The organism is Paenibacillus sp. MT86, assembly GCF_058792535.1.
On sequence record NZ_CM179499.1, the window covers coordinates 2,575,016 to 2,589,425 of the forward strand.

The following is a 14,410-nucleotide window of genomic DNA, read 5'->3' on the forward strand; positions in this document are numbered from 1 at the left end:
AAAAAATATTTATTTAAATGTGTCATATATATTGACACTTTTACAAAACACGATTTATTATTAATATCACTGGAGAATAAAAATATTAAAACTGATATTAATCACTGTTTTTTGATGATTTCGGATCTTTTTACTTGGAAAATTGATCTAATTAATCTACTGGTGAAATTAAATAGGGGATGTCTTCATGAAAAAGCATGATCAAGACTTTATGAAGCGGCAGAACAGACTCACAGTATTTCAAATCATCAAGAATGAACAGCCGATTTCAAGAGCAGCCATAGCCAAACAGACGGGCATGAGTCCGACAACGGTCAGCCGGATCGTATCGGAGCTGACGGAGGAAGGATACGTTCACGAAACGGAAGAGCAGGCCTCGGCCGGCCGCGGAAGAAAGTCTTCCTTAATAAGGCTGCTGGATACGGCGGTCATCTCGATCGGCGTCGAGCTGGATCGCCATCAAGCGAATATCGGATTCATTGACGTTCAGGGTAACGTATTGTGCAGCGGAAGCTTTTCAAGATCATCCGATGAAACGGCAGATGTCACGGTGACCCGGATTGCGGAAACCATTGAAGAGCTGATCGCCGAATGCGATATCGACCGAAGACGGGTGGTCGGCATTGGCGTTGGACTGCCGGGCATCATCGATGTCGACGCCGGCATCGTCAATTTTTCGGTACAGCTGGGATGGAAGAATGTGGGGCTCGCCGAGAGGCTCAAGGAACTAACCGGGCTTCAAGCTGTCGTGGACAATGAGCTGAAGGTGAAGGCGTTGGCGGAGCAGCTCAAAGGTTCGGCCTACGGCTCCAACCGTACGGTGCTCCTGGGCTTCGGCAATGGCGTCGGATCGGCGCTCATTCTGGAGGGGGAGATTTACCGCGGGGTGACGAACAGCGCCGGGGAGATCGGTCACACGACCGTGGACCCAGAAGGCATGATGTGCGACTGCGGGAAAGCCGGATGCCTCCAAACGTATATCAATATACCGTCCTTGTTGTCGGAAGCCAGCAAAATCAAACCCGTCCGCACGATCGAGGAGCTGTTCGCGGAGAGGCGGGCCGGAACGCGCTGGGCAAGCTATTTGATCGATCGGGCCCTTGCCTATATGGCGATTACGATCAATAACGTCGTCAGCATGTACAATCCGGACAGCGTCATTTTGAGCGGCGAGTTTCTGGACAAGTTTCCCGAAGTATACGAAGAGATCACGGATCTGTGCTACTCGCAGTATATCTGGGAACCGCTTCAAGATTCCTTTTCGATTGTTCGCTCGGAGCTTCACGAGCATGGGGTCACCATCGGGTCGGGGCTTGTCGCACAGGATCGTTACTTTCAATTGAATTAATTCATCTGGAGATCGGGGGAGCATGAACATGGGATTTGTGCCATTGGTAGAGGAATATCGCGGGAACGTATTGGAGAATGTGCACTACGGCGCGATCAGCGTCGTAGACGAGAACGGAAAGGTTGTATACGCAGCGGGCGATCCGCATCATATGACCTTTCTGAGATCGGCGGCCAAGCCGTTCCAGGCAATTCCGGTAATGAAACGCCGGATTGACGAAGTGTACGGACTAACGGGGGAAGAAACGGCCTTGTTTGCCGCCTCCCATCGGGGCGAGCGATTCCACATTGATGCATTGGAATCCATTCTGAAGAAAACCGGCATTCGGGAAGAAGCGCTTCACTGCTGCGCAACTTATCCATTGAATGAGGATGCCAAGGCGCAGCGCCATCGCGATCATGAGGAGAAGCGCAGAATCTTCCATAACTGCTCCGGCAAGCACAGCGGCTTGATTGCCCTATGCAAGCATATGGGCTGGGACGAAAGCACGTATTACAAACCGGGGCATCCGGCTCAGCAAGAAATCCTCGAGACGCTGGCTTATTTCGCCGAGGTTCCGGTTTCCTCGATCCCGCAAGGCATTGACGGCTGCGGACTTCCCATCTTCGCGCTTCCCCTGGATCGTATCGGGTATTCCTTCCTCAAGCTGGCATGCCCGGATTTGATCGAGGATCCAGAGACTGCAGAAGCTGCAGCCAGAATGGCGAAGCTGATGAACGAGTATCCGGATATCATTGCAGACACCAAGTTTGTGTGCTCAGCTCTGCTCAGGGACCACAACCTGACAGCCAAGGGCGGCGCGAAGGGCGTGTACGGCATCGGTCTTCGGAAAGAACGCTTGGCGATCTCGCTCAAAGTATCCGACGGCTCCGAGCAAGTATGGCCGTGCATCATCGCTTCCATCCTGGAGCGTCTCGGCTACAGCGATCAGTCTACGATTGACCGGTTGTATGAGCTGGTTCCAAATGCCATTTTCAACGATGGGGGCACGCTTGTCGGTGAACGGCGCGCTGTGTACGAATGGAATGCTTAAACGGTGAGGAACTCAAAGCGGCAGGCAGGCTGTTACATGCCGAAGCGGCGAGTGAATCTATAGATATTCACTACATCAAAGGGGGAGTAAAACAATGAGATTCAAAGGTAGAACATGGTCACTGCTCATGCTGCTGCTCGCATTTACGATTGTTGCGGCAGGCTGCGGCGGAAACAGCGGAAGCGGCGAAGGGGCAAGTGAAGGCGGCGGCGAGAGCAAGCCGGTGACAAAAGATAACAAAGATGTTGTCATTGCGATTAACGCCAACTTCATCACGCTTGACCCTCACAATGCCGGAGACACGCACTCCATTTCCGGTGCTCGCACGATGTATGAAGGTTTGATGGGCTTCAACGAGAAAATGGAACTCGTTCCCGTGCTGGCTGAAGACTACAAGATCAGCGAAGACGGCCTGACGTACACATTCAATCTGCGCCAGAACGTCAAGTTCCATGATGGAACGGATTTCAATGCTGAAGCGGTAAAAGCCAATCTGGATCGCATCATGGATGAAAAGAACAACCTCAGAATGCGCAAGAGCTTCTCAACAGTAGCCGATGTTCAAACTCCGGATGAACACACCGTTGTCATCACCCTTAGCCAGCCGTATAACGCTTTCTTGAACAAGACGGCCATGGCGCTGATGATCAGCCCGAAGGCTCTTAAGGAAAGCGCCGACATCACGAAGAACCCAGTAGGTACGGCAGCTTACAAATTCAAGGAATGGATTCAAGGCGACCGCCTTGTCGTTGTGAAGAATGAAGATTACTGGCAAGAAGGACTTCCGAAGGTGGACAGCATTACGTTCAAACCGGTACCGGAGAACGGTTCCCGGATCGCGATGCTGAAAACGGGAGAAGCGGACTTCATTTATCCTATGCCGACAGAGCAAGTGTCCGAAGTAGAAGGCGATTCCAATATCGTCATCGATAAGACTGATTCTACGATCGTGCGTTATATCACGCTGAATACGATGAAGAAGCCTTACGACGATCTGAAGGTTCGTCAAGCCATCAACTATGCCATTGATAAAGATGCTTACATTAAAGTCGTTAAATCCGGACTGGGTTCGAAGCTGACTTCTTCCATGTCCTCCATGACCCAGCACTACTCCGAGCAATCCGGTTATGATTACGATCCGGAGAAAGCCAAAGCCCTTTTGGCTGAAGCAGGATATCCAGATGGATTCGAAGCTGAGATTTGGGGAGAGAATGATTCCGAAACGGTAAAAGGCATGCAGTTTATTCAGCAGCAGCTTGCCCTCGTCGGAATCAAAGCTGAACCGAAGTCGATGGAAGGTGCAACCCTGTCCGATCAGATTAACTCGGCTACGCCGGAAAACGCGAAAATTCAAATGTGGTACGTAAGCTGGTCTCCTTCGTCTGGCGATGCCGACGGCGCGACAAAAGGTCTGTTCAGCAGCGAGTTCTTCCCGCCAGCGGGTTCCAACACCGCTTACTACAAGAACGACAACGTTGACCAATGGATCAAAGATGCTAACGCATCCGTCAAAGCTGAAGATGCCAAAGAAATCTATGCAAACATCCAAAAACAAATCTGGGAAGATGCTCCTTGGGTATTCCTCGGAGTCGATCAGGTCATCACGGGCAAACGTGCTTACCTTGAAGGCGTGAAGGCCCTACCGGACGGATCGATCAGCGTGATCAACGCAGAAGTCAAATAATCAGGCAGCGAAGAGCTTGCTAAACGTATACCTTGTGGTGGGCCGCCTCTTGAATCAATAAGGAAGCGGCCCATCGTATTTTAAAAGCTGGCATGTTGAAAGGAGGCACATCCTTTGGGAAGATATGCAATTCAGAGGCTGCTGGGTGTAATCCCGCTGTTGTTCGTTGTATCCATCCTTGTATTTATGTTCATTCACCTGATTCCTGGAGATCCGGCACGGCTTGTTGCAGGTAAGGATGCCACCCTTGAGGAGATCAACGGGATTCGAGAGCAGCTAGGCTTGAACTTGCCGCTATGGCAGCAGTATGTAAACTACATGAGTGATCTGTTGAAGGGTGACTTGGGTGTATCCGTTACTTCCGGCTTACCGGTGACGGACATGTTGGAAAGCCGCTTTTTCCCGACGATTGTCCTGACCTTTACCAGCCTTGGCTGGGCACTGGTCATTGGTCTGATTATTGGTATCATATCTGCCGTCAACCGCGGCAAGTGGCCGGACTATCTCGGAATGTTGACTGCGATATCCGGTATTTCCCTGCCAGGCTTCTGGCTTGGTCTTGTCCTGATTCAAATTTTCTCCGTGGAGCTGGGCTGGTTCCCTACAGGAGGCGTCGACAGCTGGCAATCCTATATTTTGCCTTCCTTTACGCTGGGAGCGGGGATTATGTCCATGCTGGCGAGATACTCCCGTACTTCGATGCTAGAAACGATGCGCGAGGATTATGTCCGGACGGGACGGGCGAAGGGTCTGCGGGAATTCGTCGTTGTCGGAAGACACGCGCTGCGCAACTCCCTGATTCAGGTCGTGACCGTAGCGGGCCTTCAGTTCGGATTTTTGCTGGGCGGCTCGGTTATGGTCGAGACGGTGTTCAGTATTCCCGGCATGGGGCGTCTCTTGGTAGATTCCATCGCGTTCCGGGATTACACCGTGATTCAAGCGCTTCTATTGCTGTTCGCAGCTGAATTTATCCTGATAAACCTGATTGTTGATTTATTGTACGGTGTACTGAATCCAAAAATCCGGTATGCATCGAAATAGGAGGGGGAACCCATGAGCGACAATTCAACAGTGACGGTCCATTCCTCCGCGCCGGAGGATATGCTTGCAAAGAGCCAGGCAACTGGCAAATTCAGAGCGTTTACAACTAAATTCATGAAGCAAAAGCTTGCCGTAATATCAAGCGGATTTATCTTGTTACTACTTGTGCTGGCGGTGATCGGTCCGCATATCGTTCCGTATCCTCCGAATGAGCCGAACTATGATGCGATGATGCAAGGCCCGTCGGCTGCTCATTGGGCAGGTACGGATGAGTACGGCCGTGATATTCTGAGCCGCTTGATTGACGGAACAAGGTTGACCATGGCGGTCAGTTTAAGCGCTGTTTTTATATCCGCAATTCTCGGTACGATTCTTGGTCTGATTAGCGGCTACTATGGCGGGTGGCTGGATCGCCTCATCATGCGGGGCAGTGACGTCATGTTCTCGTTCCCTGACCTGCTGCTGGCCATCGGTATCGTGGCGATACTGGGGCCGGGCTTATCCAATGTAGTCATCGCGGTGGCGGTCTTCGGGACCCCGTCGTTTGCCAGAATCATTCGAAGCGTGACGCTCTCCGCAAAGGAATCTTTATATGTAGAGGCAGCACGGTCCATGGGTGCCAAGCATAACCGGATTATCTGGAAACATATTTTCCCCGAGACGGTTCCCAGCATTATCGTCAACGTATCGATGAGAATCGGCGGCGCCATACTGGCGGCTTCCTCGTTAAGCTTTCTCGGCCTCGGGGCCAAGCCGACGGAACCGGACTGGGGCGCCATGCTCAGCATGGGTCGGGACTACTTGAGTATTGCACCCCATATCGTATATTACCCGGGGCTTCTCATATTCCTGACCGTGCTCGCATTCAACCTGATCGGTGACGGACTGAATGATGCCCTTGATCCGAAGACGAAAAACTAATAGGGGGGATAGATCGTGACGCAAACATTGCTTGAAGTTAAAGGTCTCAAAACCGAATTCAAACGCGATGGCTCATCGGTGCTTGCCGTAGCAGGCGTGGATTTTCACATCAATAAAGGCGAAGTGCTCGGGCTCGTGGGTGAATCCGGATGCGGCAAAAGCGTGACCTCCCTGTCCATCATGAGGCTTCTTAAAGACACGCCCGGCCGAATATCCGGGGGCTCGGTAAGCTTTGAGGGCAAGGATCTCGTACAAATGTCGGAAAAAGAAATGCGCCGCTATCGCGGAAACGAGCTGGCCATGATCTTCCAGGAGCCGATGACGTCGCTGAATCCCGTCCTTCGGATCGGGAAGCAACTGGAGGAAGCGATTATGCTGCACTTGGGATACGGCCGCAAAAAAGCGCGGCAGCATGCCATCGATTCGCTCAAACTCGTTGGCATTCCGCGGGCGGACGAGGTCGTGGACGACTATCCGCACCAATTGTCCGGCGGCATGCGCCAGCGGGTCATGATTGCGATGGCGATGTCGTGCAATCCGAAGCTGCTGATCGCGGACGAGCCGACTACCGCCCTGGACGTTACGATTCAGGCTCAAATCCTGGATCTGATGAATCGGCTCAAGACGGAACAGGAAATGGGCATGCTGCTCATTACCCATGACCTTGGCGTTGTGGCTGAAATGTGTGACCGGGTGGTTGTCATGTACGCTGGCCGGGTCGTCGAAGAGGCGACGGTCGAGGAATTGTTTGAGAACCCTCAGCATCCGTACACCAAAGGACTCATTAATTCGGTCCCCAAGCTTAGACAAAAGGTGCGCCGCTTGGAATCCATTCCCGGGAATGTGCCGGATCTGCGGAATATGCCGCAAGGCTGCAAATTTGCTCCGCGGTGTCCGTTTGTCATGGAGCAGTGCCTCTCCCGGGAGCCGGAGCTTCTCCCCGTAGTAAATGAAGAACATCGCAAAAGCCGCTGCTGGCTGACACAGGAAGGTCATTCGAAGGGAGGAGAAACCGCATGAAAGAAACACCTTTATTAGAAGTAAAAAACTTGCAGAAATCATTCACGGTGAAAAAAGGGTTCTTCGGTACGTCCAAGCAGCTCCGTGCCGTGGATGGCATCTCCTTCGCAATCCATAAGGGCGAGACCTTCAGCCTGGTTGGCGAGAGCGGCTGCGGCAAATCGACGACCGGCCGGCTGGTGACCCGACTGCTGACGCCGAATAGCGGCGAAGTGATTTTTAACGGAACCGACATTAGCGGATACAACGAGAATCAGATGCGTCCGCTGCGCAAAGACATGCAGATGGTCTTTCAGGATCCGTACGCTTCCCTTAATCCAAGAATGAAAGTCAAAGAGCTCGTAGCGGAACCCTTGTTGATTCATACCAAGCTGAGTTCCAAAGAGCGCGATAAACTGGCTTGCGAGCTGTTGGAAACGGTCGGTTTGAACAGCTTCCATGCCGAACGCTTCGCCCATGAGTTCAGCGGCGGGCAGCGCCAGCGCATCGGCATTGCCCGAGCCTTGTCCGTGCGCCCCAATCTGATTGTAGCCGACGAGCCTGTATCGGCACTGGACGTATCCATTCAATCCCAGGTATTGAACCTGCTGCAGGATCTTCAGGAAGAATACGGCCTGACCTATCTGTTCATCTCCCATGATCTCAGCGTGGTAGAGCATATCAGCGACCGGATCGGCGTTATGTATCTGGGCGCGCTCGTGGAGACGGCCGATAAGGATACGCTGTACGATCGCCCGCTTCATCCTTACACGCAAGCGCTGTTGTCGTCGGTGCCGGTTCCGGATCCGAAGCAGAAGAAGGAACGGATCATTCTAAAGGGGGATCTGCCGAGCCCGGTCAATCCGCCGACAGGCTGCCGATTCCATACCCGCTGTCCTTCCTGCATGGAAGTATGCAAACAGATTACGCCTGTATACCGTGAGATTGAGCCGGGACATCAGGTGGCTTGCCATTTATATGACGAAGAAATCATGAAGAAGGCGTAACAGACCGCGATTTTCTCATAAAAGGAGGTAAGGGCTCGATATGAACATTACCATCGATGAAGTTCAGCTGGCAGATACTTCGATCTATGCGGTTTATGAGGGTGAGGAGTCTCATTACCGCGTAACGGAATCCCGGAAGCAAAGCAAGACGCTGACCTGGTTCTATGGACGTTCCGAGCACGAGTCGGACGATCTCGTTGCCGGAATGGGGCAACGTTCGAACCTCACTTCGGAGCAAGTGCGAAGAACGGGCGCTTCGGCCGCGAGAGCGCTGCTCAAGGAGAATAAATCAAGCGCCGTGCTGATCCGACCGGCAGCCCGCGATGTCGGGGTAACTCCAGGTATCTCGGCGGAGGAAGAGCTCCAAGCGTGGCTGGAAGGCTGGCTGTACGGATTGTATCAATTCAATAAGCATCGCGGGGTTACGGCCAATCTACAGGCCCTGTCTCTTCATCTTCGACAAGATGATTGGGAAGGGCTTTCCCGTGAAGATATGGAAGCCGTCATCCGGACGGCGGAAATCCGGATCGAAGGAACGCAGCTCACCCGAGACTTGGTGAATGAATCACCCGAGACGTTAAATCCGGAGGCGTTTGTTGCGGTCGTTGAGGATCGTTTCAAAAAAGCGCCCGTAGACCTTCATGTATACCGCGGTCAAGAGCTTCACGACCGGCAGATGAACGGACTGATCGCCGTGGGTGCCGGCAGCAAATACGAGCCTGCCATGATCGAGATTTCCTACAATGGAGCGGAATCCGGGAAGGAATACCCTCATATCGTGCTTATCGGCAAAGGCGTTACCTTTGATATGGGCGGCATGAACGTTAAGATCGGCCGAGACATCAGCGATGCCCGCATGGATATGGGCGGCGCAGCCGCCGTCGTGGGCGCCATGGATATACTGGTATCGCGGAAATCTCCGGTACGGGTTACGGCATTGATCGCCGTAGCGGATAATTTATCGGGGCCGGATGCGATGCTTCCTTCTTCCGTCGTTCACTATCCGAACGGCTTGAGCGTTCAGGTGGCGAATACTGATGGGGAAGGAAGATTGATCATTGCGGACGCGCTGCTGCACGCGGCCCATCTTAACGCAGACAAGGTGATCGATATCGCAACTCTTACCGGCAATGTCGGTGCGGCATTGGGCTTGGAAATTGCCGGCATTTGGGGCGATCAAGAGATAACGGCCGATTTGGTTGAGATCGGGGAGCGCAACGGAGAGCGCTTATGGCCCATGCCGCTGATGGACGAGTATGAATCCGAGCTTAGAAGCGATTATGCCGACCTGAGGAATGTCGGCACGTCGACTTTGGCAGGTGCCATAACGGCTGCGTTGTTTATCCGCCATTTTGTGGCGGAGACCATGAAATGGGTGCATATCGATATGGCAGGCACGGTCCAGTATAAACGGGAATTCCCTCACTCCGCGGCAGGGGCTACCGGCTATGGAGCCAGGCTGCTGGCGGACTATGTGGAGAAGCAGTTTCGCCCTGCATAAGCGAACCAACGACAGTAAGGAGTGAAGAACATGCTGCTTGAAATTATCGCAACATGCGTGGACGATGCCATCACAGCCGAGAAGAATGGCGCGGACCGTCTGGAATTGATCACGGCGATCACCGAAGGCGGGCTCACGCCGGGCATCGGTCTCGTGGAAGAGGTCGTGAAAGCCGTTCGGATTCCGGTCCATGTGATGGTAAGGCCCCATAGCAGATCCTTTGTGTATAACGCGCTGGATATAGCAACCATGGTTGCGGAGGTTAAGGCGATCCGCAAGGCGGGTGCGGCTGGCGTGGTCCTTGGCATGCTGACTCCGGAAGGAAAGATCGACGAGGCCGCCTTGGCCCAAATGCTGGAATGGACGGGCGATATGCAGGTGACATTCCACCGGGCTTTTGATGAATTGGAGGATCAATTCGAAGGGCTGCGTACATTGCAGAAATATCCGGCCGTCACCCGCGTCTTGACGTCGGGAGGACCGCAGCCGGCACCGCAAGCGATCCCGAGGATTCGCGAGCTTGTGGAACAAGCCGCAGGCACCGGGCTTAAGATTTTGGCCGGGAATGGCCTGAAGTGGGAAATCATACGCGATTTCATCGACCAGACCGGCGTGAGCGAGGTTCATTTCGGCTCAGCTGTCCGGTATGGCCGATCAGGGCTGAAGCCCATTGATCCGGTTGAACTGCGATCCTTGGCTGACAGCTTACATCAATAGAAGTAGCAAACCTATCGGAAACAGGTGAACAAAAATTGCAAACCGAATTGAATAAACAGCAAGAATTTGTGGTTGGCGTTGACCTTGGGGGTACGAAGATCGCGGCAGCGCTCTTTGATTCCGAAGGACAGCTGCTGAACCGGGAGCAAATGGAGACAGCCGGAGCGCGTACGGCCGAGGAAGTGGTCGCGAGAATTACGAACATGATTCGCAGCGTGTCGGGCGGCCACCCGCTTCGAGGCGTAGGCATGGCTTCGCCGGGAACGGTTAACAGCCGGGAGGGCATTGTCATTCACGGCACGAATTTGCCGGAATGGACCAACGTCCCTCTCAAAGCCTGGATGGAACGAGATCTGAATACGGAAGTACAAGTGCTGAATGATGCCAATGCAGCCGCATGGGGCGAATATGTAAGAGGTGCCGGCCGAGGGTCGACGAACATGGTTTACGTGACGCTCAGCACAGGCATCGGTTCAGGCATCGTGCTGGATGGCAAGCTGTTTCTGGGCAGCAATTCCTTTGCAGGGGAACTTGGGCATCATATCATTGATCCCAGCGGTCCGCAGTGCAATTGCGGCAGCCATGGCTGCTGGGAGGTGTTTGCTTCAGGAACGGCCATCGGCCTGGCAGCATCCCAGCGGATGCTTACCCAGACCAGCGTTATTTCTGAACTGGCCGCAGCCGATGGAGGCGTGAACGCCAGGCATGTATTCGAGGCTAAACGTCTTCATGACCCCGTCGCAGTGGAGGTCATCGATCGTGCCGTCTATTACATGGCACTTGGACTGGTTAACGTCATTCACAGCTTCAACCCCGATCGCATCGTGGTTGGCGGGGGTGTGAGCAGAGCAGGCGAGCTTCTTTTCCCGCAGCTTCGGGAAATGACGGATAAGCTGGTCATGCCGTCCTATCTAGGAACCTACGAGATCGTTCCTGCGGGACTGCGGGACGATGTTGGCCTGGTGGGAGCCGCAGCCTTGTTCCAATAATATATTCGTAAGAAAAGGCAACAAAAGCCGCCCTCAAGGGCGGCTTTCTGATTATTCATGAAGAGAGCGGGAAACGGAGCGATCATATTTGCGTAAGCGAAGTCCGTAACTTGTGACAGGTGATAGGCGTAAACCGTAAGCCGTCATCCGTTTTCACTGGAGTCGAGTTTTTGGTTTCCTATTAGGTTTGTTTGTATCCGACAAACAATAAGCGGTTGCCCGCACTTTCCCGCCCGCCGACGGAAGCCGCCGGCTCCAAACCCGCACGCGAGGCGGCCTGCAGGCTTGGAGCCGGCGGCTTCCGCTATTCCATGTATTTTGATGCGTCGAACGTAATCATGCTCGTATGGTTGGCATGCTCGATCAGTGAGGAGAGCCTGGTCACTTCGCGTTCCTTCTTGCGCGCCTGCGCCTGATAAGCTTCCGGATCGTATAAGGCCACGTTAAACAGCGTTACGGCGCCATCTCCGCTTCCCCGGCCGCTCTGGCGCTCCAGCTTCTTGCGGGAGCCGAGATGGGCAAGCTGTCCGATATCGCTGCGCATTTGTTTGGCGAGCTCGATCGCCTCCATGATGGTCATGTCGGAGCCGTTCCAACTAATGGTCTGCGTCGTGTTGGAGATTGCCATCAGCAGATCCAGCTTTCTGTAATCCGCTGCGGCGGCTTCGATCTCTTCCGTAATGGCATCCACGCTGCGAGCAGGATACTCCGCCGTTTCCCCTTTTTCAATGATCGTGCTGCTGTTGTTCAAGCGTTCCGTCATCAATTGATTCATGAGACGGTTGATTGCTGCCCGGACTGCCAAAGCTTCAGCCATCGTGATTTGACTCATAAGCGAAGGATCACCTCTTTGATTTCTTGTCTGAATATGTAAACGTTCCGAACTGCAAAAAAGTTGCATGCCCGTTAACAAAACGTCGCCGGAGGTTCGATGGAGTGTTACATAATTGTCATGAGTATACGAGATGGCATAATGAAAAAACATGAAAATTTTCAGCCTATACGACATTGATTAACATATAGTGATAGATTTCTAGGATATTATTGACAGCATCCTTGCTTGTATACTATATTAAGAGAAGGTTACAAAATGTTAATGAATTTTGCCGAATTTCGTTTGTGAAAACGGGGGAACCGTCTTGGGTGAATTATTCTTGTACCATAGAGAGTATAGGGAACCTTCAACCGAACCCTTAGCTAACTCCGTAGGCATCGAAGGAGAGAACATATTTTGAAGAAATTTGTCATCACATTGCTTGGATCTGCAATTATTTTTTCTTCAGGTGCCGTATCAGCTTATGCTGATCAACAACCGAATTTTCAGCATCAAGTGAAGCAATTGGTAGGAACGCCTTATAAATGGGGCGGAACAACGACAAGCGGATTTGATTGCTCCGGATTTATTCTGTATATGTTTAGAAATTTCGACATGGATCTTCCGCGCACATCCCAGAGTCAGGCTAAAGCCGGGGTTCATGTGGATCGCGAGGACCTGAGAGTCGGAGATTTGGTATTCTTCAATACAAGCGGAAGCGGCATTTCCCATGCGGGCGTTTACATTGGAGATGGACAATTTGCGCATGCTTCCAGCAGCAAGGGCGTAAGAATCAGCAAGCTTAGCGACTCCTATTACGAACCGCGTTATGTAACGGCGCGCCGTGTACTGAGTCAAGAGAACTATGCTAAACTGGTAGGAAGCGCGAGCTAATTGGAATACGCAGTTTAGAGTTCGATACATAACCGGAAAGCCTGACAAGAGATGATCTTGTCAGGCTTTCTTTTTTTATGGAAGATTATAATTTGGGATTCTGCGAAAGGATTCACTAGATTATTCTTTTACGACAGAGGCATTCACGGCGGCTTCCATGCCATTATTATAGGAACGGAACAAGCCCAGACGCCAGAAAGCGGCACCTTTCAGATCATAGCGCTTGGCCAAGCCGAGCTTATCGTCGACGGATGTGGCGGTTTCGCTGCTTAAGCTGATGCCGAGCAGGAGCTTCTGCTTAGGAACGCCTGCCTGAAGTGCCTGCTGAATGGCTTGGTCCACCAGACTGTTGGGTTCAGGAACCTGGGCTTTGGTGCCAACCGGATTGTACTGATACGCCATGACGATGAGATCATCGGCAAGGGAGGCCAGCGTCTTGTAATCATAGCCTTTATAGGCGCTGTTCAATGGCGGAACCGCTAAGGACAGAGCAATGTCGCTCGGCAATGCCGCTTTCAATTGCTTGACGTAATCATTAAGCAGCTTCTGCTGCTTCGCGGCATCCAGTTTAAAACCGAGCCCTTCGAAATCAAGCACCACGCCGCCGAATCCGTTATCCGCCACCGCGGTCGTGATGCCCTCAATGGACTTTTGGCGAAGGCTGCTGTCGCTGAGGACTTTGGTTAATTCGCCGTTTCCGTCCAAAGCGTAAACCATAAGGTACGGTTTAATCTCCCGATCCGCTGCATCCGCAACAATCGATTGCGGAGTCACGTCGCCGGCCGCCGCAGGCAGACGATACTCGTCGCCTTGAAGCGTAAACTGACCTTCCCGATCAATGCGGCTCCAGCCGAAGGCGACTGAATTCATGGATGCTACGAGATCCCGCTCTTGGAAAGATTGCAAAGCGTAAAAGGCTCTTAGATGCATTTCGCGCTGCGGCGACACGAGGGAGACCGTGCGAGTCGCCTGATTCCAGCCGACATTAACGCCGAATTGGCTGCTGAACGAGCTCAGCGGAATCAGAACGCGGCCTTCCCGCTGGACAGGGGGAGCGGCCAGCTTCACTTTTTTACCGTTGACGGTTGCGCTCGTGCTTCCGACTTGAAGCAGCACTTCCGTCGTTTGACCTTTCACCTCGCCAATGGCCTTCACCGTTTGCGTCTTGCTGTTCCACGTGATTTGAATGCCCAGCGCTTCACCGACCGTCCGGAACGGCACGTACGTGACCCCTTTGTCTATCCTGGGAGCTGCGTCGAATGTAAGCGCAACGTCATCCAGCTTTACCGAAATGGCAGGCGCAGCCTGTATCTGGCCGCTATGGGGAGCGGTTCCGAGCAGAGATAAGGCAAGAACGGCAGCGACGGCTGTTTTTCCTAATGGTTTATGCAGCATGCTATTGTTTTCCCTCCAACCCAATAAAATAATAGAATGATTCTCATAGAATATGGAATTTGCTTTT

The 14,410-nt window shown here is 52.7% G+C and carries 13 protein-coding genes and 1 riboswitch; of the genes, 11 read left to right on the top strand and 2 right to left on the bottom strand.

The window, feature by feature from the left end:
- The first annotated feature begins 187 nt into the window (after positions 1-187).
- The 10 genes from AC3RCL_RS11350 (at position 188) to AC3RCL_RS11395 (ending at position 11,240) form a co-directional block, all read left to right on the top strand.
- A complete protein-coding gene (locus AC3RCL_RS11350) occupies positions 188-1,348 on the top strand; it encodes an ROK family transcriptional regulator (RefSeq protein ID WP_015736132.1) in 1,161 nt (386 codons plus the stop codon).
- A gap of 28 nt (positions 1,349-1,376) precedes the next feature.
- Positions 1,377-2,381: an asparaginase gene (locus tag AC3RCL_RS11355; protein WP_015736131.1), complete on the top strand. Its 1,005-nt coding sequence runs from the start codon at positions 1,377-1,379 to the stop codon at positions 2,379-2,381.
- A gap of 94 nt (positions 2,382-2,475) precedes the next feature.
- Positions 2,476-4,065: a glutathione ABC transporter substrate-binding protein gene (locus AC3RCL_RS11360; RefSeq protein ID WP_015736130.1), complete on the top strand. Its 1,590-nt coding sequence runs from the start codon at positions 2,476-2,478 to the stop codon at positions 4,063-4,065.
- A gap of 114 nt (positions 4,066-4,179) precedes the next feature.
- Positions 4,180-5,106, top strand: coding sequence for an ABC transporter permease subunit (locus tag AC3RCL_RS11365; protein ID WP_015736129.1), 927 nt, complete (start codon positions 4,180-4,182; stop codon positions 5,104-5,106).
- A 12-nt stretch (positions 5,107-5,118) separates the two neighbouring features.
- Complete coding sequence (locus tag AC3RCL_RS11370; RefSeq protein WP_015736128.1) at positions 5,119-6,027, top strand: ABC transporter permease; 909 nt, start codon at positions 5,119-5,121, stop codon at positions 6,025-6,027.
- Positions 6,028-6,042: 15 nt separating this feature from the next.
- Positions 6,043-7,047 (top strand): ABC transporter ATP-binding protein, encoded by a 1,005-nt coding sequence (locus AC3RCL_RS11375; protein WP_015736127.1) that lies wholly within the window; start codon positions 6,043-6,045, stop codon positions 7,045-7,047.
- Positions 7,044-8,033 (top strand): ABC transporter ATP-binding protein, encoded by a 990-nt coding sequence (locus AC3RCL_RS11380; protein WP_015736126.1) that lies wholly within the window; start codon positions 7,044-7,046, stop codon positions 8,031-8,033. The genes AC3RCL_RS11375 and AC3RCL_RS11380 overlap by 4 nt, the downstream gene beginning before the upstream one ends.
- Positions 8,034-8,073: 40 nt before the next feature.
- Entirely contained in the window at positions 8,074-9,534 is a 1,461-nt protein-coding gene (locus AC3RCL_RS11385; protein WP_015736125.1) for a leucyl aminopeptidase family protein, read from the top strand.
- Positions 9,535-9,564: 30 nt separating this feature from the next.
- Positions 9,565-10,251: a copper homeostasis protein CutC gene (locus AC3RCL_RS11390; protein ID WP_015736124.1), complete on the top strand. Its 687-nt coding sequence runs from the start codon at positions 9,565-9,567 to the stop codon at positions 10,249-10,251.
- A 35-nt stretch (positions 10,252-10,286) separates the two neighbouring features.
- Positions 10,287-11,240, top strand: coding sequence for an ROK family protein (locus tag AC3RCL_RS11395; RefSeq protein ID WP_036661357.1), 954 nt, complete (start codon positions 10,287-10,289; stop codon positions 11,238-11,240).
- Positions 11,241-11,544: 304 nt separating this feature from the next.
- Here AC3RCL_RS11395 and AC3RCL_RS11400 read toward each other — a convergent pair whose 3' ends face one another.
- Positions 11,545-12,072, bottom strand: a complete 528-nt coding sequence (locus AC3RCL_RS11400; RefSeq protein WP_492535385.1) for a hypothetical protein — start codon at positions 12,070-12,072, stop codon at positions 11,545-11,547.
- A gap of 262 nt (positions 12,073-12,334) precedes the next feature.
- Positions 12,335-12,468, top strand: a riboswitch (cyclic di-AMP (ydaO/yuaA leader).
- A 3-nt stretch (positions 12,469-12,471) separates the two neighbouring features.
- Here AC3RCL_RS11400 and AC3RCL_RS11405 point away from each other — a divergent pair.
- Positions 12,472-12,948, top strand: coding sequence for a C40 family peptidase (locus tag AC3RCL_RS11405; protein ID WP_015736121.1), 477 nt, complete (start codon positions 12,472-12,474; stop codon positions 12,946-12,948).
- A 120-nt stretch (positions 12,949-13,068) separates the two neighbouring features.
- Here AC3RCL_RS11405 and AC3RCL_RS11410 read toward each other — a convergent pair whose 3' ends face one another.
- Positions 13,069-14,343, bottom strand: a complete 1,275-nt coding sequence (locus AC3RCL_RS11410) for a stalk domain-containing protein (RefSeq protein ID WP_492535386.1) — start codon at positions 14,341-14,343, stop codon at positions 13,069-13,071.
- Positions 14,344-14,410: the final 67 nt, after the last annotated feature.